Consider the following 21,071-nt stretch of genomic DNA (forward strand, 5'->3'; position numbering starts at 1 on the left):
AATCATCCGTCTTTAGCTAAGACGAGAACCGCGTGACAGCGACGGCTTATCGAGGCTACTTTTCGAGAGGAATGAGGAGGAGAAGTCTGTGCACAACCCTCGCTCCTCAACGAGAATCATGCGTCGGCTCACTACACTGTTTCCCTCTGAGTTCCTCGAAGAACACGCCGAGGAACTCGGCGTGGTCGAACGTGACCGCAAGCTCCAGATCCCTGCCTTCGTTTGGGCGTTCGTGTTCGGCTTCGCCGCAGGCGAAAGCCGAACACTCGCCGGGTTTAGACGCTGTTACAACTCTACTGCCGATGAAACGATCTCTCCGGGTGGATTCTATCAGCGGTTGACACCGACGCTTGCGGAGTACCTCCGCGACCTCGTCGAGGCCGCGCTCGACGAGGTCGCTGTTCCTAACGCTGTTGACGCTGATCTCGACCGATTTAGAGACGTGATGATCGCTGATGGAACGGTGTTGCGGTTACACGAATTTCTCTCAGATCAGTTCGAAGCCCGCCACGAGGAGCAGGCTGGAGCGAACCTCCACCTGCTCCACAATGCCACCGAGCAGACGATTGAACGGCTCGATACTGCTAACGAGAAAACGCACGACAGCACCTTGTTCAACACGGGGCCGTGGCTTGAGAATCGCCTCGTGTTGTTCGATCTCGCGTACTTCAAGTACCGCCGGTTTGCGCTGATCGACGAGAACGGCGGCTCCTTCGTGAGTCGGCTGAAGCAGAACGCGAATCCGCTGATTACGAGGGAGTTACGGGAATGGCGCGGTCGCGCCATTCCCTTAGAGGGCAAGCAGCTCCGAGCTGTTCTCGACGATCTCGATCGGACGTACATCGATGTAGAAGTCGAAGTCGAATTCAAACGAGGGCCGTACAATGGGACGCGGTCACTAGATACGAAGCGATTTCGCGTCGTCGGCGTCCGCGACGAGGACGCCGACGACTACCACCTGTACATGACGAATTTAGCGAGGAAGGAGTTCTTTCCGGCGGATTTAGCGGAGATCTACCGCTGTCGGTGGGAAGTTGAGTTGCTGTTCCGGGAGCTGAAGACGCAGTACGAATTGGACGAGTTCGACACGAGTGACGAACACGTGGTGAGGATCTTATTGTACGCAGCGCTGCTGTCGCTGCTTGTGAGCCGTGATCTGTTGGATTTAGTCACCGAGCAGGCGGATGATGAGCTTGTGTTTCCGACGGAGCGCTGGGCGGCGACCTTTCGGTCGCACGCCCAGCTCATTCTCCACGAACTCGGTGAGTTCCTCGGCTATTCACCACCGCCGCTGCTCGACCGGCTGATCGAAGACGCTCAAAAGATCCACAAGCAACGACCAATCTTACAAGAGACGCTCGTTACCGCTACACAACCGAGGTGTGAAGCTTAACTAAAGACGGATGACCCTCTATACGTATCGAAGCCACTCACCACATCGAGGCGGGTTTTTCACAGCGCCGATTCGGAGTGAAACAGCCGCTCCGTAGGTGTGCCACTTTAGCAAGCTCCGTACCCAAATCGGAACATGTTCAAAGCCGTGTAGAGTCGATCTTGTATGGCGACTGAGTTGATAAGTACGGAGTGTGACGCCGTGCTCCGTGAGTCGGGGGTCGGCGTGTTAGCGCTTACCGATGGCGACGAGGCGTACTCTATTCCGGAGTCGTTCGGCTACGACGGTGAGACCGTGTACTTCCAGTTCGCTTACACGCCAGCGAGCAAAAAGATGGCGTTTCTTGAGACGACGGAGACAGCGACGCTCACAGTCTATGATGAACAGCCAGCAAAGAGCGTGCTTGTACAAGGGCCAGTCGAGCACGTCCCCGAAGACAAGCAGCCGCAGGCCGCCAGCGCAATTACAGAAAATGCGTCCATTCCCACCCTGAACATCTCCCCCGAAACGACACTCAAAGACGTCACTATGAACTACTACCAGTTGGCACCGACCACGATCACCGGCCGAGAATTCGAACAATTCTCCGTCTCACCCATCGATCAATAATTCCCTCACCCTCGAAACACGGCTTTGCACTATAACATGGACTCACGGCCAGACTCACCCAACCTACCGACGGATGTACGCGTCTTCCAGGAGGCCGTCGAAAGCACGGGCCACGCCATCTACTGGACCGATATAACCGGCCGGATCGAGTACGTCAACCCGGCATTCGAAGAGCAAACCGGATACACCGCCGACGACGCAATCGGGAACAACGCCAACCTCGTCCAGTCCGGCGTTCATTCTGAACAGTTCTACGAGCGCCTCTGGGATAGAATCCTCAATGGCGATGTCTGGAAAGGCCAGATCATCAACGAGCGGAAAAACGGCGAGCGGTATGTCGTCAAACAAACCATCTCTCCGGTCACCGACGATGATGGGGAGATCCTGCGATTCGTCGCCATTAACGAGGACATCACCGACCTTCGAGAGTCCCAGGAACGACTTCAGCAGGAACGCAACCGATTCGCCAGCCTCCTTGATGCTGTCCCTGTTCCGCTTGTCATCACTGCCTTCGACGACGATACCCTCAAAATAGAGCAAGCCAACCAAGCATTCAAAGACACGTTCGGCTTCACCGACACCCAACTCAGTGGGGCGCTGCTCGACAACCTCATTGTTGCGGAGGATGGGTCGAGGCAGGCACGGGAAATAAACGAGCAGGTGCGGCGCGGCGAGCGTGTCCGCAGGGAAGTGACGCGGTACACCGCCGATGGTAACGAGAGGACGTTCCTCCTCACTGCAACTGCGTTCGGGAGCGAGCCCCACAAGGAATCGCTTGCAACATACCTCGACATCACTGACCGGAAACAAGCCGAAGAAGCGCTCAAGCAGCGAACTCAAGAACTTGAAGACTTTGCGAATGTCGTCAGTCACGACCTCCGCAACCCGCTTAATGTCGCCAGCGGCCATCTCGACCTGCTCGCCGAGAAGCACGAGAGCTCACACATCGACGAGATTTGGAACGCTCACGAGCGTATGCAGGAACTCATCGAGAATATCCTCATGCTCGCTCGCCAAGGGAAGACTATCGACGACACCGAGCCGGTCACTCTCGGCGACTGTGTCAGGGAGAGTTGGGCGACGGTCGAAACAGCGGACGCCACACTCAACGTCGAGACGATGAGCACCGTTGATGCGGACGAGAGCCGCCTCCGACAGTTGTTCGGGAATCTCATTCGGAACGCTGTCGAACACGGCGGCGACGACGTCACGATCACCGTCGGCGATCTCGAAAGTGGGTTCTACGTTGCAGACGATGGTCCCGGGATTCCGCCAACTGAACGAGAGCAGGTGTTCGAAACGGGCCATACAAGCACCGAGACCGGGACCGGCTTCGGACTTTCTATTGTGCGAGAAGTCGTCGATGCGCATGGCTGGGAGATTGATGTCACCGAGAGTAGGACAGGCGGTGCGCGCTTCGAAATCACGGATATCAAACCCAGTACCGAGAAATAAACGGCTCTGCTGCTCGCCAATCCTGCAGCCAAACGTTGGTGTGGATTGGCTATAGTAGACGTTAGAAGTAATTGCTCACTTTTGGAACGGAGAGCTGGTTGAGAGCGGTATCGATTGCGGTCGTTAGCTCGTCGAGTGAGTCAAAGAAGCGGTTGCTCAGCGCGGCTTGCAGCTGTCTCCAGCATTCTTCGACCGGATTCAACTCCGGTGAATACGAGGGTAACGTCACGAAGGCGAGGTCGTCACGGGCCGCCAGGTCCGTGACCGCCGACGCCTGAAAATACGGCGCTCCGTCCAACACGACGATCAAGTCATCTTCGAATTCTTCACATAATGCTAAAATGAAATGTTTTGCGTGTTCGGCCGTGACGTACTCGGTGAACCGAGAGAAGAAGCGATCACCGTCCTCGGTGATCGCGCCCAGCAGACACGTCCAATCACGTTGGCCTGAAAGCTCGACCGAGGGCCGCGTGCCGCGCGGAAACCACGCGGCACGCGGCTCAACTTGCACGGATTTCTTGGTTTGATCGATACAGACTACGGTGGCGTCCATTTCCCGCCGCTTTTTTTTGAGCTCGTCGTGGAATTCTTTGTGGTCATCTTCGTCGGCTTCGGCGGCTGAACGGCGTGGTTTTTGATAGCTCAATCCCGCTTCTTTCAGCAATCGCCGACAACTCGGGATTGAATACTCAGCGCCGTATGTTTCTTCGAGATACTCTTGAGCAAGCGCCGGCGTCCACGCCGGCGCGTCAATCCCGACCTCTTCAGGTGGATCGTGAACGGTTTCTTCGAATGCTTCCTGCTGTGATTCTGAGAGTTTACGCTTTCTCCCAGTTCGTTTATCGTCAGACACGGCTTGCTCAAGCGACTCGTCAGTGTCGAGTCGCTTGAGCCAGCTGTAGATGGTCCGTCGCTGCACGTCGTACCACTCGGCTAGCTCGGTCTGCGTTACACAATTCTTGTACGCGATTGCCGCTAAGAGCCGTTTTGTCGGCTTCTTTCCGTCCACGTTGTCGAGAGCGTCTTGCAATTCCTCGACGATGATCTCGTCGAGATGATTCACTAGCTACTGCAACTATCTCTGAGTGAAAAGTTCTACCGGTTACTATAGCTGTTGAAGTTTCTGAACTGGTGAATGACCGATCCTTGAGGTCGTACTAGCAGACTCTTGATCTGTACTTAGCGGCCTATACTCGAATCTAGTACCCGTTGAGGGTCTCACCAGCGCCACACAGTTCCATCCGTTATTTAAGTGATTTGTTCGTCAAATACCCCGTATGAGCACGCTCGCGGACACCATTCATATCGAGAACGTTGTTGCATCTAGTGATCTCGGCCAGGAACTCGCCCTCGACCAACTCGCAACCGATCTCAATGGCGCTAAGTACAATCCGGAGGACTTCCCCGGGATTGTCTACCGCCTCCAGGAGCCGAAATCAGCCACGCTGATCTTCCGCTCGGGGAAAGTCGTCTGCACCGGCGCAAAAAGCGTCGATGACGTTCACGAAGCCCTCGAGATCGTGTTTGAGGACCTCCGTGAGTTAGGCATCGATGTCGACAGTAATCCGCCGATTGAGGTGCAGAATATCGTCTCCAGCGCGAGTCTCGAGCAATCGTTGAACTTGAACGCGATTGCGATCGGCCTGGGATTAGAGCAAATCGAGTACGAACCCGAACAGTTCCCCGGGCTTGTCTACCGGCTTGACGACCCCGACGTCGTCGTGCTCTTGTTCGGGAGTGGGAAACTCGTGATTACCGGTGCACAGAAACCAGTGGACGCCCAGCACGCGCTGGGACACGTCGAAGACCGGCTCACTGACCTCGGCCTGCTCGCGTGAGTCCACAGATATATTCAGGACTCTCACGCGATGGGAGCAGTGGTGCTGGAGTGGGTGACACCCATGTTGAACGCTGGAGGCGGGCTGTTACTCGCTGATGTTGACGTACTGGGTTTCCCAGTCGCGTCGCGCAGTAAGCTCGCGGCGGCCACGCCGGGTGAGCGCATAGGAGTTTGTGCGCTGGTCTACCTCGCCTTTCTCAACCAGGCCCTTGTCAACGAGTGTATCGAGATTCGGGTAGAGCCGCCCGTGATGAATCTCGGATTCGTAGTACTCCTCCAGTTCAGCCTTCACAGCAAGCCCGTGTGGCTCATCTAACCCGCCAATGACGTACAGCAAATCACGCTGAAACCCCGTCAAATCGTGCATACACCCTAGTTCACGGTAGAAAATATAGGCCTTCGGAACACCTCGAGCGTAGTACCTTTGCTATGAGCGGCGCAACTAGACAGGAAGACTGCTCAGAGCCCTCGTCTACCTAGACCAGCCACAGACGACACGCCTGTTGGCAGTCGCTGGTACCAGATCGCCTCTTGGGAGATTAGCGACCTGACTCGCCGTCAGATGACCGCCACTTATTCCCCACACGCGTGGATGTTTCCTGCCAGCAGCCGGCGGCCCGGAGCACTCTCGTCTCCCCCCAGCTGTACGCATCCACTCCAACGTAGTGGTCGCTGGCTTCCCGTTCTCAGTAGGTACGTGAGGAAGGGGTATCAGGTGGCGGGTGTGGAGCGTGTGACAACCTCCGCGGCCGAGGGTGTCATAGAATAGTTCGCACACTCAGATTGAGAGTTCGATGATTCGCTAAGAACGCCTTCAGAACGCAGTGTCAAGTATCAAGGCTTCCGACGGCTAATCAGGTCGTTCTTCTCCGGAGGAGTCTTGTAATTATTTTCCCCACCCTCATCTCTTTCCTCTTGCTCGTCGGTGATCTCTGTGAGGGTCTCAGCGTCAACACCCATGCTATCCAATAACCCAGAAGAGGTAGGTGAGGAGTTTTGAGACCTGCACTTAGCGTTAACCATTGTTCCGCTTGTTATATCAGTAACCTCGAAATCAATTCTTGTGCCCTGTTCGCAATCAATTGGGCCCACATTCACATGTCGGTTCTGACCAACGATATTAATGATTGCGTTACCGGAGTTGCTGAACCTATCTACTACGGCCGTGTACGTCTCTCCTTCTTCCAACTCACTCTTCTTTAACGGAAGTGGCATACCACAAAATGAAGAGAGTTTATCATAAATGTTGTCCAACGTGTTCTGTTGAACAGCGATTTCTGAGCTGGCATACAGGGATACCAATTGTGAGACTACAAAATCTGGCGCCATTCTGTTTGCGTACGCAATCACCGCCATTCAACAGGGCAAGATACGCAGGTGTAGTGAACGTATAGTTCATTTCGGTTGTGGCGAAAGAAATGGCGTACGGGTCGTTCTATGACACCCTCTCCGCGGCCACCAATCATGACCCATCAACCCGCACAGATAAGCGTACTGGGGCAGCTATTACGCCTGATAACACTGGCTGGGGTTCTCACTACCGTCTCGACGGCGGCCCACCTAGGGCTACTCGTTGGTCCGCGCACGCAATCGCTCGTTGAGGACGGTCGTCGCCAACGACTGCTCAATCGGCGACAACGCCTCACCGCTAGCCAACGCCTCTAGATAGCGTTCGGCCGGTCCAGAGACTTCCCCGAGGCGTTTGATAGCGGCTTCCCGTCGGTACGGGTCGACGGACTCGTCAGTTGCCACCGCTAGCAGGTCCCTCGGGTCCACTGGCAACGCTCCACTGTCCGCGGTGTCTGCCTCTCGCTCTGCCATCGTGTCTCCTGTTTCCCGTCGCCAGTCAAATCTGTTTCCACCCCCGCTCTTGTGGCGGAGTTTGTTGGTAGCGAACTCTCGTCTCGGTCTGGGTCAATCGAACCTTCGGTAGAAACGGTGACACCCCTGTTCGGTCCCGTCCACCAGTGAGACACAACGACAGCGAAATCGCCGGAAGGCTCTCTACCAACATTCCTCTACGCAAAAGCGTTTTACAAATCTGGGTGTTGCAATGCGATTGCCGGCTACTGTCGAATGAGAGCTGTAAGTCTCCGTTCGACAATATCAGCCGGCCAAGATGGGTCGATCGTGTCACGCGCAACTCCGAAGGTTTCCACTGTCCCGTCTACGGGGGTTGTCGAGTGTTCTTGCTGCTCAAACAGGTACGAGTAGGCCGTTACTTGAAGTTTGTACCGCCGTTGGGTCTCTGCCGTTGGCTTCGTCAGTGTGATCTTCACGTCGGACACATGCTGCTCGCCTGAGGGTGACTCGACGACGAAATCGCTCGTTCCGTGGACCTCAATCTCAACGTCGTTGTTCGTCACGAGGCCATCGATTGGTCTCTCCACGGTAACTCGCTCGGCCCGCTGGATTCGCGCCCATAGATCCGACGCGAGGAAGTCGTCCAGTACCTCCTCTTCGAAGAAGGTGAACAGTTCGTCGCGTTCATCGTCGCCGATCCGTTTAGCATGGTCGTTCAGGATGTCGTCGAACACGTGTCGAACCTCGTCGCCGGCGTTGCGGAGTGTGGGTTCCGGTACGTCACGGTCGACGAGTGTGGTCAGTACCTTGTGTAAGCAGGAGCCGATGTCGTCTGGGCCGAGGGTGTCGAACCGGAGGGGGACGTGGTCCGGAACGTCGTTCGCGTCTGTGTGTAGGGCGTTCCCGAGGAGGTGGTTGAGTACGTGCGTGTCGGGAGCTTCGGTAAGTGGGTACATCGTACTCGGGTTGACGAACCGTGGTACCCAGGGGGCGAGATTCGCGCGGCACGGGGGGTTCACGGCGACGTCGTCATCCCGGGAACGGGACGTATTCCGCCATGTTGCATCTAGGGCGACGTCGTTGACGCCGACGTCGAAGGAACGTGGTTCTGTATCAACCGTGTATGTCCCTGTCTGATCGCCGGTGAAGTTGAGGGCGTCTCGAATCGTGTCGAGCCACCGGTCACGTGGCCGTGGTTCATAGGGGCGTGACCGTGGGAGTGGGACAACGAGGTGGTCTTGTGCCCGTGTGAGAGCGACGTACAGCAGTCGCCATGCTTCTGCTCGCTTGTTCGCCGCCGCTCGGACGAGTCGGTCGGGACCGAGCAACGATGTCGGGTCTGCAGCGTCCTCGATATTGTTACACCAGTGACTTGTCGTCCATCGTAATCCGACGTCGCGGTCCCACTGGTTTTCTGGCTCGTACAGTCCGTTGGTGAACGGTGGGAGCGACACGTCTTCGGGGGTGTCGGTGTTTGTTGGTGGCCTGAGGGCGTTGATACTGCCTTGAGAAATGAAGCGTTGCGCTTGTGGCCCGTGCTTCCAGAGGTCGAAGCCAGGATTCGCTACGACTATGACGTCGTCTTGGTCACCCTTTGCGTCGTGGATTGTCCGAAATTCCACATCGTGGCTTGTGTCAGCGGTGCTTGGCTGGTTCGGGCCCAAGTGGGCCTGTTGGCGGAACGGGTCGATCAGCTCGGAAAGTTCGCGTAGGTCTATGTGGTCGTCTGTTTCCCACTCTTGGAGGGTATCAACGAGTGCATCGAGGTTGGCGACTCGCTGTGCCGGGGTGATGTCGAAGCGTTCGTGGGGGTCTGCCCGGAGAGCAAGCGCCTTGATGATGTCCTCGACGTATGTTCCAGCAGGCTGCGAGAAGAACCGTTCACGCCGGTTGCGGAGCTCAATGAGACTGTTAAGGATGTCTTGGTGGGCGTCCGTGAGTTCGCAGTCGCTGAGCACCGCATCAAGGCTCCAACAATGTGTTTCGAAGGCAGGTTTGAGCGACCCAAGTCCGAGACTCGACTCCGTGACAAGCTGGCGAGTTTGCTCAGTGGCAGTCGGCGCGACCAACCACTCACACACATCGAGCACCGTGGTTACGGCGTCGCACTCGAAGAGATCTTCACTCGCTGTCCGCACACTCAAGTCTTCGCCGGCGAACGCTTCCTCGTAGGCGTCCATCTTCGACGACCACCGGAACAACACGGTGATTCCGAGAGGGGCATCGTCGTCGTCAGTGAACGTTCCGTCAGCGAGCCCATTTGAAATGAGCGTTGCCAGCGTCGCCGCTTCTCCGCGCCCCTCTTTGGGATTAACCCACGCAGTTGAATCAGGATGTGACGGAATTGGGTCGAAGGCCGCAATATGAATACTCGAACCAGTCGTCGAGTCCCGACTCGCTTCGAGCCCCGGATATCGGACATTTACGTCGCCGAGGTTTCCACGGGCAGAATCCGTGAGTGCCGCCTCGGAGATTTCGTTGATCGCACTAGCGATGTCCGGAACACATCGGTACGTCGTTTTCGCAGTCCGATGCTCGTGAATATCCCAATCAACTCCTAAATACTCGCCTTCGTCTGCCGCGGTCTCGAAGAGAGTTGGGTCAGCGTGCCGCCAGCGGTAGATGCTCTGGAGGAGATCTCCCGCGCAAAACACCCGCGTATTGGATGTCACCAGATGCGAGAGTGCCGCGTGCTGGATCGCAGAGACGTCCTGCGCTTCGTCGATAATCAGGCTCCGAATCCGCGTGTGATACCGCTGTTGGATGCGGGATCGCTGAGCGTCATCAATGTCATCGAGTCGGCCAGCAAAGTACGCGTCGACGAGGTACGCAACATCCGTGTGTGACACAACCTCCTCGTCACGGATGGCATGCCGGTACGTTCGCCGGTACGTCTCAAGGACCGCGCAGAAGTCGTCGACTCTAGCACGCCAGGCGTCGTAGAGACGCGCATCTGCGTCACAGATCGCGTCGAGCTCCTCATCGCCAATATCGTCGTAGGCATTCTTGTCAACGTCTGCGCCGACATAGCGTTCGATTGCGGTGATGATGTCACCGAACGAGTCTGGAGCGCCGTCCGGGTAGGTGTCGTCAACGGTCTGTTCGAGACCAGTCCGGAACTCATCGGTTGAGAGTCGGCGGTTTCGGCAGTACCTGACCGCAGTCTCAAGCATCTCGGTCATGTCGTCACCGTGCTCACCAGCGGGGTACGCAGCCTCCAGCCGCGCCAGTCGCTGTACGATGTCGGAGTCCTCCTGAATACGGTGGTAACAGGTGGTATGCAGCTGGTTCTGTCGAGCGGGGTTTCCGACGGTTGGCATCTCCTCGAAACCGATGTCGGGAGCGATATCACTCAGCACGTCCCGAAGGACACCGTCAATCGTTCCGACGAAAGGAGCGTGTCTGATTCGCTGAATCAGGTATTCCAGTTCCTCGTCAGATACATCGTTCGCGGCGGGGATCAGATCGTGTTCGACGAGTTCTCGAAGCCGGGTACAGATGTCCGGGATGAGATTCTCCGCCTCGCTGCGGTTGAATGAGATGACTGCGACTCGCTGCTCGGGTGTTGGATCCCCCGCGACATACCGACGAAGGATGTCCTCTGCACCGATGTGGTCGGAGACCTCAGACTTCCCTGCGCCCGGAACGCAGTTGAGCGTGAACAATCCAGACTCATGTTGGAAGTACGCATCACGAATGGTTCGTTGTGCGTTCCGCAGTCGAATCGGCTCGTCACTTGGCATAGGTCTCCTCCTCGTTGAGCATCGCTTCGACAGCGTCTGGGAGGTCTCGACTGGGACTCACCAGTTGTCGTCGCTCATCGGCTGGAACGACTGTGGTGTTCAACTGGTCCAGTAACGGAGATGGTCGTCGCTCGTCACCAGACGTGGATTCGGTGTGGCGAGTCACGACCAACCCGTCTCCAGCGGCCTGCACGGTGTCCCCAAACTGGTCACGGTCTCGGCCAGTCGTCCACGCCGTCCGCGGTGCAAGCGCTCCTGTACGCCCTTCTCCCCGAAGGATTTCTTCCTGAAGTTCTGGGGGCACAACGCTTTCGGGTTGCGCCGGCCACTCACCGTCCACTAATCCAACGGCGATGACGTACGGGATGTCCAACAGCCAGATATCGTTCGCCTCGAAGATATCCACGGCATGTGCGTTCGAGTGTTCTCGTCGACCGGGTCGCTGGGTTGCGATCAACTGACTCAACTCCGCGACGCTACTCCATGACTGGTCAAGCGATCCTTCATCGAGGCGGTCAGCGTACTTATAGCGAAGTTGCTGGATGAGCGTTTTCACGCGAATGATTGCTCGCGCGTCCCGTTCTGTCTCAATAAGCGCCGGGCAATCACGCGTTTTCGTCACCGGCAGCCCGAGCTCCTCATACCGGTCAACAACACTGAGGAGGCGATCTGTGACTACAGTCGGCGTTGGCTCTGGACAGTCGGTGAGCCACGTAATGTACGTCATGAGACAGTCATCTCTCTCCTGAGTTGTGGCAAGATCGTCCCGCCACGCTTCGAGTGTTCGTGGTTCATCTGGTAGCTCCTGCATCAACCGCTGGACTGTCTGTGAATCAAGTGGCCACGATGATGACGGCGATGTTTCCGATGGGGGACACCAGCGATGTTCGAGTGGGCGACATAGGACCTCCCGAGACACCTCCTCCGCGCCCAGTACGTCGCAGACTGACTCAATGAGTGCGTATGGCCGCGTCTGGGTTACTCTGAGCTGCACCCAGAACACGGGCGCAATCCCGTATTGGATCGCAGCCCGATACAGTGGCTCCTCGTACTGGTCCATGTCGCGTGCAACCACAGCGATGTCACGGACCGGCACGCCAACATCACGTAACGCGGCTACAGTCGCCATCACGGTTCGCGCCTCCTCACGGCGCGTCGTCGTCACCACCTCCGCAACTGGGACATCAGCGCCATCGAGTGGCTCAGCAAGGGCGAGCCGACCGGACGCGGTCACGACTCGAACACCACCATTCCTGGGCTGGCGACGTCGAACAACTCCGAGGCCCGCTGAGTGAGGTATGAGCCAGTCCCACGCCGGAAATGGACGTGCACCGGCACGGCCACCGACGCCAGGACGGCGTGCAGGAGGTCAATGTAGGCAGCGGGAACACTGCTCACACCAACTAGTGATACACGCTCGACGTCTGGAAACGCGTCTTCCCAAATCGCACCATCAGTCGCAAGAACCTCCCGCGCCGCGCGGCGAACGAACGCCACGTCAGAGACCGACGTCGATGTCGATGTCACCTGGCGGAGTGCCTGTTCGATACTGACTGCGGCGTCAAGCAACTCAGCGCCATCCGCATCGATCGGCGCTTGAAGCCCACCAACGACATCCTGGACGATGTCGAGTCGCTCCGGATGGAAGCCGGTCACAGCCTCAATCTCCGTCCGAATCTGCTCAACACTCTGTGGCTCCGACGGCACAACCGGTGACGCGATCGACACATCCTCGTCCGACAGTATGGAGCGAATCATCGATAAACGATCGATGCGGTCGACCGTCGTTGTCGGCAGGCCAGCGACGTCAAGGAGCTGTTTCCCAACTGTTGTCGGGTCGCTGAATTGGAAACTTGTTTTTGGGGTCTGGGATTCTCGCAGTCTGCGTTGGATGTTTCGACGGTGTAGCTCCACGGGAGCCAACACCAACTCCGTCTGTTGGGTTGAGTGGTCTGCACGTTCTAAGAGAGATGCTTCGTTTCCTACGTGGAGAGTCAGATTCTTCGGAAGTTGTTCTTGCTGTGTCTGAGTCATTGAGGTGTCAGAGTTAGTGGAAGAGGGATGGCCAAGAGGGACTAGCTCGCTACTCACCGAATCCTTGCCACGTATTGTGATTGGAGGATGTGATCTGTATTATAATATTTTCAAAGCCCGCTAGTAATATTGTTTCGCTGGACCCCCTCAAGTCTAACATTCTACTACCGACTTGTCTGATATTTCGCAAGTGGGGGTGGATTCACTAACCCCCCATATGTATTGAAGCCACTCACCACATCGAGCGGAGTTTTCATAGCGCGGATTAGGAGTGAAACAGCCGCTCAGTAGGGTTGCGAACTTATTGACTGAGTGTGGGTGCTCGGCGGAATCATCTCGATATTTTGAATTGGCCGCTTGCTGTTTCCCCGATATGATGACAGACGAACTCGGATCCTTGCTCGAATGGTTCGACCTGAAGGACGAACTTCGGACGGGATGGGAACTCCGGAATGTCGACTCGCCTGAATCGGTCGCAGCCCACACGTGGGGGACAGCGGCGCTTTGTCTGCTCTATGCCGACCAAGAAGATGTTGACCGCCAGAAAGCAGTGACGATGGCCCTCATTCACGACCTCGGCGAAGCTCGCACGGGCGATATTGCAACCCGTGCGGAGGACGGACGCCAGACCATTCCCACGTCCGAGAAAGAGACGGCTGAACGGAGCGCGGTAACCGATCTCGTCGGGCCCTTCAACGATTCCGAACTGCTGTCGCTCTGGGAAGAGTACGAAGCCCGTGACACCCCGACGGCACAGTTCGTCAAAGACATGGATCTTGTTGATAATTGTCTCCAGGCGCTCAAGTATGAGCGCCAAAATAGGTACGATGAAGCCGAAACAACTGACCACTTCACCGAGTTCGAGAATCTAGACGAGTTCTTTGCTACCGCCGCGCCACGCTTCCAGACAGAATTCGGCCAGGACCTGTTTAAGCAAATCAAATCGGAATACGAAAGCGAAATCGGACGACCTTGCCAACTATGAATTAGTCTTTGTCACTTACAGGTTCCTCGGTCAGTGTACACCCTATACTTAGCATCTCAACCCGTTCACTCTAATTGGAAACTGGCCAAGGAATGTGCGTTGAGTACGCAACTAGGATTCAGTGACGACTTGTCTGATAACTCGGAAACAATCCTCTGATTTATCCGGTAAGCGGTCCGCTTACTCCCCTGACCAGCACCATTTAGTGCGAGGTTCTTTTACGAGTCTGCATGAGAACACACACCGAGGTAACTACTCGCAAGGTGGCGGACGCTGTCGGCCGCAGGTACCGAACAGCGTACGCTCAGATGAATGACCCAGAAGAAAGCGGCGATAGGACGTTACGGAAAGTCTGTAATAGCTCCTGGCTCCCCGCCAATACTCCAGAAACGAGCGAGTGCCCAGATAGCGACGACCACGAGATAGGTGAAATCGATGACTAACACGAAAGCGTTCGTCGTGTATACAGACGGTCCGTCGGGATCCTATCCATACGGTGTCTTCACCAACCATGAGGCCGCCAACGACGCCCGGGAAGCCATCATCAAGAAACTTGATTCCGGAATGAGCGACGTCCTTGATGACGAACCAAGAACACTAGCACACCAACTGGCGGGAACACTCGATGCACAGGTGAAAATCAAGGAGTGCGAGCTTCGCAATGAATTCATCGAATCTGCGATTGACGACCTCTTCGAGGACTATGACTAACGATGATCCGAACGAAGAGGCGGCGGGACATCACAAAGTCGTAATCCGAGAGAATTCTCGGGGAGAGCGTGACCTCGGCTACACTACTGGTTCAGATCCGCCAACGTCCCGAAGTCCGGCGGATTACGGATGGGGAACCAAGGTCAACTGCCACGGGCACGGTGGCCCGTGGCTTGTCAGTGGACTCACCGCGTCATACCCGAAGGGTTTTCGGGCGTTCACGGGTCGGCATCCCTGACTTCGGGGCCGGTTGACTGCGGCCCGTGGCCGGCGACAACTGTGGGCCGCCGACCACTACCAGACTAGGGGGATGCCATTCACTAAAAGACTGGTATGATGCAGCGAGTGTCGGCTTCCTCCCCGCCCACGGTGGGGAGGGGAATCCGCCTTGGTTTTCTTTTGAAAACTCCAGCATTCGACGACGTCCGCGACGCCGTTGACCTGGAGGCACACGAACCCGGGACGCATGTCGCCACGATTCACTACGACCTGGATGCTTGGGAATATACGGTAGAGTTCCTCGTCGAAACGAATCGAGGACCGGACAGCGATGTTCCCTCCAAGTAATCCTTGCAGTAGTATGTCTATCCGCTTCAATATCAGTGCACTTGACGGTAGTTGCGCGTTCTACTCGCCGGCTTCGACTGGGGACTTGTACTTAGATTTGACCTGATCGCCGGCCCGCCACTGATAGTAGTAGTAGCGGTTGTTGTTGATCTCCTTGATGACGACGCTGGCTTTCGCAGGAACATCGACAGGGCGGTCGTTATCCTCCTGGCTGTCCTCACGCACGACATCTTCTTTGTCCATCTCAGCAGCTGCCTGTGCTTCTTTCCAATCGGCCAGATCCTCAGCGTGCTCAGCGATCTGGCGAAGCGCCTCGGGACCCTGGCGATCGAGGCCATCGAGGATGTACTGGGCGATGCTGTCCGGTGGATTGGGGCGTGTGTGGGCCATCGTTTTAACCAACATTAGGATGACTAGGTCGTAATAGTGTTGGTTAAGACTCCCGAGAAAGGGAAACTACTGCAGGCGTTTCACAGGGGATACACCGAACGTGGACGAGTAGCCGTCACCGGGCGGTGTCTGGATGATCGACGCGCCAACCTTAACCAACACTTTGCACGTATCAGTTCAGATTGTTGGTTAACTCTGGCCGGGCCATTCTGAAGAGTCTGCAGAACGCGAGCGAGGGAAGGAGTTGTGGCTGGTTCGAGAAGTCGGTATAGGATAGGAATGTCTCCCCTCCCCACCGCTTCCGCTGTTCCTCGAATCAGAAGAGACGAGATGATTGACCACCCTCCCACCCCACTGCTTCCGCTGTTCTTTGGATCTGCTAGGTGGCGGGCTTCCCGCTGGTACAGTTATCTCTAGTTGTTTCTGCTGTGGGTATGTCTGTTCACGCTGTTTGTGTCTCTTTCTAGAAGATAGGTTTATGGTGGTTAGTATAAAACTAGTCCGTACTCCATCTTTATTCGTTAAATGATGGGGATGGTTTGAACCATCCCCATCACTTCTTCATCAGAACAGCGGAACCAGTGGGGTGGGGGTGTCCAGTCTTCCCTCCTGCAGACACCGCGGCTGGTGTTGGTGGCTCAGTCCTCGATGCTCGCTAATGCGGACTGGACCGTATGGACTTCATACACCAACTCGTGTTTCGTGAACTTCCCTCCACTACGACCTTGGTTAATCTCGTTCCGGGAGGTGATTCCGAGCTGGCTGAGGGCAGCAAGATTGTCTCGAATCGACCGCACGGACACAGGATCCTTCCCCGTCTCCTCACAGATTTTCCGGTAAATCGGGATAATATCCTGGGTGCGTGCCGGGGTTGCGTCCTCGTTTGTCATATTCATCAGCGTCCGGAGGAGAACCCGTGCGTGTTCGGAGAGATCTGAAATCCCTTCAGCGATAATCTCCTTCTCGATCTCCTCTTTCCCTTGCCTGACGTGTTCCTCTCGAACCATCTCATCGTGATTCTTTCTCGCAAGGTCACCCGCCATCAAGAGCAGATCGAGCGCCCGTCGCGCATCGCCCGACTCACGCGCTCCGTGAGCAGCACAGAGTGGGATAACATCCTCACTCAGCGTGTCGTCGTAGAACGCTACTTCTTTGCGCTGTTTGAGGACTTGTCGGAGCTGTCGTGCATCGTAGGCAGAGAAACTGACCACGCGCTCACAGAGGGATGAACGGACTTTCGACGAGAGATTCTCGCGGAACGTCAGGTCGTTCGAGATGCCGATGATGCCGAGGTTGATGTCGGAGATGTTGCCGTTGTCCCGAGCTCGGGTGAGCTGGTAGAGAATGGAGTCATCGTTGAGATGGTCAACTTCGTCTAAGACGATGAGGACCGTTCCATCGCAGGCATCTAGTTCTTCCCAGAGGAACTGGTAGACCTTCGACTGGGGGTAGCCGGTCGAAGCAATCTGGTTTTCGTGTGGCCGGAGCTGGTTGACAATCTCAATAGCGGTCTGGTAGCTGGTGTTAAGGCCGTCACAGTTCACTTCGACGACGGTGACACTGACGCCGGGTACTTCCTGGACGTCCTCTTGGAGTTGGCCGAGGAGGTATCGAGTGGCGGCTGTTTTCCCGACCCCACTTTTCCCGTAGAGGAAGATGTTGGAGGGGTTCTCGTCGTTGATGACTGGCTGGAGGGCCGCGTGGAACTCTTCCAGTTCGTCGTCGCGGCCGACGAGTGTGTTCGGAGTGTAGTCCTCCGTGAGGGCGTCTCGGTCCCGGAAGATTTGGGTGTCCTGTTCGAACGTGAAGTCGGCCATGGATGCACGTGGAAAGTATGAGACAATAAACCCACCGACCACCCCCTTCCGGTGTTTCCTCTGAAGTAGAGGATATATAAGTAAACACGGTTCTGCCAACCCCAGTACTTCCGCTGTTCCCAAATCACTGTACTTGGATACGTTTCGCGTCCACCATAGTCTACTGCTTCCAAACCGTAGCACTAGCTGTATCGACATATCCGCCGGTTAGATTATGTGTCTCAGTCTGCTACAGTTCCACATGGCAACTCTTCACGCTCACCCGAAGAAGCCAGACGTCAGCTCAGGTCGCCACGAAGAACCCAGCTTCCTACAAGCAGTTGCCAGCACGATTTACAACGCGGCGAAAGCATTCACCTCATTCCGGCAGGCTCTCAGCCATGTGAAGAAAGCAGTCGCATCGGGGCGGTCACTCCTCGCTATCGCCGCTTCTGTCCTCTTCTGACGACCACCAGCGACAACCGAGGCCGCTAGGACAGCATATCAGGTAATCTTTTATCGCTGTCCCACGTTGGTCCACTCAAGCAGATGGGTTCGAGCGCCACCTCCCCCAGTTCCTCGATCTCGATCACGCGGGATGGCGACTGGTATGTCGCCCGCGACGAGGAGACCGGCGTCACCAGCCAAGGCGAGACACGCGCCGAAGCGCTCGCCAACCTCAGCGAGGCCATTGATTTATACAACGAACCTATCGACGAAGAAGACGTCAGCGAGCCTGACGCCCCCTGGTTCTAACCTCCGCAGTCCCCCGTTCCGTGGCGCGTTTTTGTCACCGTGCGTTCGGAGCGCTTTAGTGCATACCCGGTGATGATTTGCGCAGTGAGTCGGCGTACGTACTCCGGTCGTGAGGTCGTGAAAGTCCTCACCCGGCATGGGTTCGAGACCACCGGGGGTGGCGGCAGCCACCGGAAACTCTCCTACAAGCATCCCGAAACCGGGGACGTCCGCCACGTCGTCGTGCCGATGCATGACGAGTTGGCTCCCGGAACACTTCGAGAGATCGCCGATCAGGCTGGCGCACACGACTACGATGCCTTCCTGGACTGGCTCGATAACACGCTCTGAATCCCGGTCTTCTTCACCTCAGTAGCGGCCTACAGGATTCTCTATAGTACATCCTATAGGCTCATTACACCCGAGTGAAGCGCCAGTAAGCCGGCTACGCGTCGGAGTCAGTGTCCTCTTGGAGGGCTACTCGAATGTACTCACGGCGGTCATCCACCGTCTGTTGCACCCACTGGTAGGCCTGACTGTACGCCTCATCATCGTACGAGAATCCAGAGTTCGCTTCCTCAGCCTCCGTCATCATCATCTGCATCAATCCTTTCCCGTAGCCAACCGCGTGAAATCGCAGGTGATTGACCTGACGGCCCACCTTGATCCTCTCGCCAGGGCTCTCTTCCTCTGTCTGTCGGGTGTCGGGCGTCACACTCGATGTGATGGACGCGATCTCCTTGTCCAGCAGCGCAGTGAATCCCTCTAGGAACAACTCTTGATCGACGTCGTCGGGTATGCTATCAGCGAGGGAGCTTGGTGCCTTCTCGGTGAGTGGCTCCTTGCAGTGGTAGCACACGTGGACGTCGTCGGTGAGGACCTCACGGCCACACTGAGGACAGTAGTTCATACCTCATCATCGCCGGCGGCGAGCATAGTTCTCAGCGTGTCCTTAGATGCCGGAATGTATTCATGCTAACTATTATATGTTACACTAACAACTATTCTGTATGGTTTCCATCTCCGATGCACCTGAGGTAGTGTACACAAACGACCAGATTATCGACCGGCTGTTCAGCTATCTGAACGAAGGTGACATTCAGGAGGTTGTGGAACGCTCTCTTGATTCTGACACCACAGGCAAAGGCGGTGGGTTGAGCAAGATTATCCGGCTCAAGTACACTAAGTCATCGACTGATGAGGAGGAGACAGAACTGATCCGGAAGTTCGATTCCATCGGGAAGTTCGCCGTTCTGCACGGTATTCTTCAGGATGACGACGACATCACATCCTTTGAGGAGATTACCGAGGATGATCGACGGGATCTGGAAAGCGGTGATTTCGTCGAATCTCATGGGCAAATTCGTGCATCACCGATTAACGATCTCCAAGATATGATTGGAGACATCAAGCCCTATCTGGATATGTTTGACTTTGATATGGAGTTCCAAGAACAGGGACAGACGTTCACACTATCGGATATTCAGGACTTCCTTGACGAACTAGGGTCTGGCGAGGATGTCTACACGGTCACTACTTCGACAAGTTCGATGGATGCCGACGTCGTGTTCTCGCTGGGTGAAGGAGAGTTGGACGGCCAGCTGTCGGAGTATACGGATTACTACGTCTTGGGCCGCGTGGAACACGTGTACAATCGAGGAGAGGAAGAGTGGCTGATGAACGTGATGGACTTGCTACCTGGAAATGACAGAGACACCCAGCAGGACCGGCGGATGTTCCTCAAGCAGATGGTATCGAGTTCATCCGAGCTGCTTGATCGAAACGTGACGGAGGACGATTTCAAGATTAGCCACCCAGACGTTCGTATCCGACCGGTTGCAATCTACCTGTATTAGGAGGTTTCTGAATAGCGATTCCGTAATGTACACTGAATAAAGAGACCTTGATAATTCACTGGCGGTCGGGCTCGCATCCGTTGTGGCCAACCAGCGTCTGACGTGGTTTTATACCTATAGCAGACACTATAGGAACTACTACAGTGAATCCTATAGGGTGTCCTAAATGACCGCACGAATCGCCAGCTTCCTGGATAAAGGTGGTACAGGCAAGACAACCAGCATCGCACACCTCGGCGTCGCCCTCACCCAACACGGCCACGACGTCCTGCTCATCGACCTAGCCGGCAAACAGGGCGACCTCGCCAAAGCATTCGGCGTCTGGGGCGACGTCCAGGACGCCATCGACGCCGACGAAGCGTGGCCCAACATCAGCACCGTCTTCGACGACGCCTGGTCAACCATCGCCGAGAAGCTCGGCGACGACGCTGTCCACGACCTCGTCTATGAAACCGGCGAAGACGTTGACCTTATCCCCGCCCATCCCGGCCTTGATACGCTGGATGCCGAGCTGGGGAACATCGACGATGCCAGCGAGCGCTACTCACGCCTGGAGGCTTTCCTCGATGACTACGTGGAGGACCTCACCTACGACGTGGTCCTCATCGACCTCCCTGGAATGTCGAACAACGTCACATACAACGGGCTCTGGGCCGCCCGCCACGTCCTTGCACCTGTAGAGATGGGGCCCTTCGAAGCCGAGCAGGCTGGCGCACTCCGTGAGGACCTAGAGAAGATCCGGTCGAACTTCGGGATCGACGTCGAACTCGTGATGGTCCTCCCGAACAAGGTTGATGACCGCACCAAACTCAGTACCTCACAAAGCATCGCCAGTTAGCCTGACCTGAGCCATCTGTTCTGTTGTGATGAGTCGTCAGTAACGGTCGAGCAACGCTGATCGAAGAGGGAGCTGTCGCTGTCGGCGGCAGTCAGCCGCCGACGCGACAGCGTTGCCACTCCTGAAGGGAGCTTGCTCGGTCGGTGACTACCGGTGGAACCGGTCGTCAGGTGGCCGATTCGCGGGGACGGCCCGACGCACCGCGAGGGCCGTCCACGCAGCCCGCCGAACCATATTCACGAACTCCTTGTACGGCCACCACCAGAGGCGACGCCCGCCTCGGCGCGGCGTCGCCACGTATTCGTAGTGCAGATAC

19 protein-coding genes and 2 pseudogenes are annotated in these 21,071 nt (G+C 56.3%); 10 read left to right on the forward strand and 11 right to left on the reverse strand.

From position 1 onward, the window contains the following. Positions 1-118 precede the first annotated feature (118 nt). The 3 genes from APQ99_RS11675 (at position 119) to APQ99_RS11685 (ending at position 3,457) form a co-directional block, all read left to right on the forward strand. Entirely contained in the window at positions 119-1,393 is a 1,275-nt protein-coding gene (locus APQ99_RS11675; protein WP_148889182.1) for an IS4 family transposase, read from the forward strand. A 165-nt stretch (positions 1,394-1,558) separates the two neighbouring features. Beyond that, complete coding sequence (locus APQ99_RS11680; protein WP_136361175.1) at positions 1,559-2,002, forward strand: pyridoxamine 5'-phosphate oxidase family protein; 444 nt, start codon at positions 1,559-1,561, stop codon at positions 2,000-2,002. Between the two features lie 36 nt (positions 2,003-2,038). Continuing rightward, positions 2,039-3,457 (forward strand): PAS domain S-box protein, encoded by a 1,419-nt coding sequence (locus APQ99_RS11685; RefSeq protein WP_136361176.1) that lies wholly within the window; start codon positions 2,039-2,041, stop codon positions 3,455-3,457. A 61-nt stretch (positions 3,458-3,518) separates the two neighbouring features. Here APQ99_RS11685 and APQ99_RS11690 read toward each other — a convergent pair whose 3' ends face one another. After that, positions 3,519-4,520, reverse strand: a complete 1,002-nt coding sequence (locus tag APQ99_RS11690) for an IS630 family transposase (protein WP_136361177.1) — start codon at positions 4,518-4,520, stop codon at positions 3,519-3,521. 214 nt (positions 4,521-4,734) lie between these two features. Between APQ99_RS11690 and APQ99_RS11695 the strand changes: the two genes are divergently transcribed. Further along, positions 4,735-5,295 carry a TATA-box-binding protein gene (locus APQ99_RS11695; RefSeq protein ID WP_136361178.1) on the forward strand — a complete coding sequence of 187 codons (561 nt, stop codon included), beginning with the start codon at positions 4,735-4,737 and terminating at the stop codon, positions 5,293-5,295. Between the two features lie 87 nt (positions 5,296-5,382). On the opposite strand, the gene APQ99_RS11700 is transcribed toward APQ99_RS11695, so the two are convergent. From APQ99_RS11700 to APQ99_RS11725, 6 genes are all read right to left on the reverse strand, one after another. After that, a complete protein-coding gene (locus APQ99_RS11700; protein WP_136361179.1) occupies positions 5,383-5,664 on the reverse strand; it encodes a PadR family transcriptional regulator in 282 nt (93 codons plus the stop codon). A 467-nt stretch (positions 5,665-6,131) separates the two neighbouring features. Beyond that, the gene (locus tag APQ99_RS11705; RefSeq protein WP_136361180.1) at positions 6,132-6,512 is read right to left on the reverse strand and encodes a hypothetical protein; all 381 of its coding nucleotides are present in this window, start codon (positions 6,510-6,512) and stop codon (positions 6,132-6,134) included. A gap of 351 nt (positions 6,513-6,863) precedes the next feature. Beyond that, a complete protein-coding gene (locus tag APQ99_RS11710; protein ID WP_136361181.1) occupies positions 6,864-7,118 on the reverse strand; it encodes a hypothetical protein in 255 nt (84 codons plus the stop codon). Positions 7,119-7,363: 245 nt separating this feature from the next. Continuing rightward, positions 7,364-10,843: a UvrD-helicase domain-containing protein gene (locus tag APQ99_RS11715; RefSeq protein WP_136361182.1), complete on the reverse strand. Its 3,480-nt coding sequence runs from the start codon at positions 10,841-10,843 to the stop codon at positions 7,364-7,366. Beyond that, on the reverse strand, positions 10,833-12,077 hold the full coding sequence (locus APQ99_RS11720) for a PD-(D/E)XK nuclease family protein (RefSeq protein ID WP_136361183.1): 1,245 nt from the start codon (positions 12,075-12,077) through the stop codon (positions 10,833-10,835). The genes APQ99_RS11715 and APQ99_RS11720 overlap by 11 nt, the downstream gene beginning before the upstream one ends. After that, on the reverse strand, positions 12,074-12,877 hold the full coding sequence (locus APQ99_RS11725; protein WP_136361184.1) for a hypothetical protein: 804 nt from the start codon (positions 12,875-12,877) through the stop codon (positions 12,074-12,076). Before APQ99_RS11725 ends, APQ99_RS11720 begins: the two co-directional genes overlap by 4 nt. A gap of 373 nt (positions 12,878-13,250) precedes the next feature. Here APQ99_RS11725 and APQ99_RS11730 point away from each other — a divergent pair, with 373 nt between their 5' ends. Further along, positions 13,251-13,862, forward strand: a complete 612-nt coding sequence (locus tag APQ99_RS11730) for an HD domain-containing protein (protein WP_010890466.1) — start codon at positions 13,251-13,253, stop codon at positions 13,860-13,862. A gap of 435 nt (positions 13,863-14,297) precedes the next feature. Beyond that, a complete protein-coding gene (locus APQ99_RS11735) occupies positions 14,298-14,573 on the forward strand; it encodes a hypothetical protein (RefSeq protein WP_136361185.1) in 276 nt (91 codons plus the stop codon). A 627-nt stretch (positions 14,574-15,200) separates the two neighbouring features. Here the strand turns inward: APQ99_RS11735 and APQ99_RS11745 are convergent. Then, entirely contained in the window at positions 15,201-15,545 is a 345-nt protein-coding gene (locus tag APQ99_RS11745; RefSeq protein ID WP_249040719.1) for a hypothetical protein, read from the reverse strand. A 623-nt stretch (positions 15,546-16,168) separates the two neighbouring features. Next, positions 16,169-17,347: an orc1/cdc6 family replication initiation protein gene (locus APQ99_RS11750; RefSeq protein WP_136361188.1), complete on the reverse strand. Its 1,179-nt coding sequence runs from the start codon at positions 17,345-17,347 to the stop codon at positions 16,169-16,171. A gap of 528 nt (positions 17,348-17,875) precedes the next feature. Between APQ99_RS11750 and APQ99_RS11755 the strand changes: the two genes are divergently transcribed. Further along, a complete protein-coding gene (locus APQ99_RS11755) occupies positions 17,876-18,082 on the forward strand; it encodes a type II toxin-antitoxin system HicB family antitoxin (RefSeq protein ID WP_136361189.1) in 207 nt (68 codons plus the stop codon). Between the two features lie 84 nt (positions 18,083-18,166). Next, positions 18,167-18,412: a type II toxin-antitoxin system HicA family toxin gene (locus APQ99_RS11760; protein WP_136361190.1), complete on the forward strand. Its 246-nt coding sequence runs from the start codon at positions 18,167-18,169 to the stop codon at positions 18,410-18,412. A 94-nt stretch (positions 18,413-18,506) separates the two neighbouring features. Here the strand turns inward: APQ99_RS11760 and APQ99_RS11765 are convergent, their stop codons facing one another. Further along, entirely contained in the window at positions 18,507-18,971 is a 465-nt protein-coding gene (locus tag APQ99_RS11765) for a zinc ribbon domain-containing protein (protein ID WP_136361191.1), read from the reverse strand. A gap of 100 nt (positions 18,972-19,071) precedes the next feature. Here APQ99_RS11765 and APQ99_RS11770 point away from each other — a divergent pair, with 100 nt between their 5' ends. Further along, a complete protein-coding gene (locus tag APQ99_RS11770; RefSeq protein ID WP_136361192.1) occupies positions 19,072-19,917 on the forward strand; it encodes a DUF6414 family protein in 846 nt (281 codons plus the stop codon). A gap of 166 nt (positions 19,918-20,083) precedes the next feature. Beyond that, positions 20,084-20,731: pseudogene (locus APQ99_RS11775) on the forward strand (ParA family protein); the annotation flags it as partial. 171 nt (positions 20,732-20,902) lie between these two features. Here the strand turns inward: APQ99_RS11775 and APQ99_RS11780 are convergent. Further along, positions 20,903-21,071: pseudogene (locus APQ99_RS11780) on the reverse strand (ISH3 family transposase); the annotation flags it as partial.

Source organism: Halobacterium salinarum DSM 3754 (genome assembly GCF_008124605.1).
GTDB classification, from domain to species: Archaea; Halobacteriota; Halobacteria; order Halobacteriales; family Halobacteriaceae; genus Halobacterium; species Halobacterium salinarum.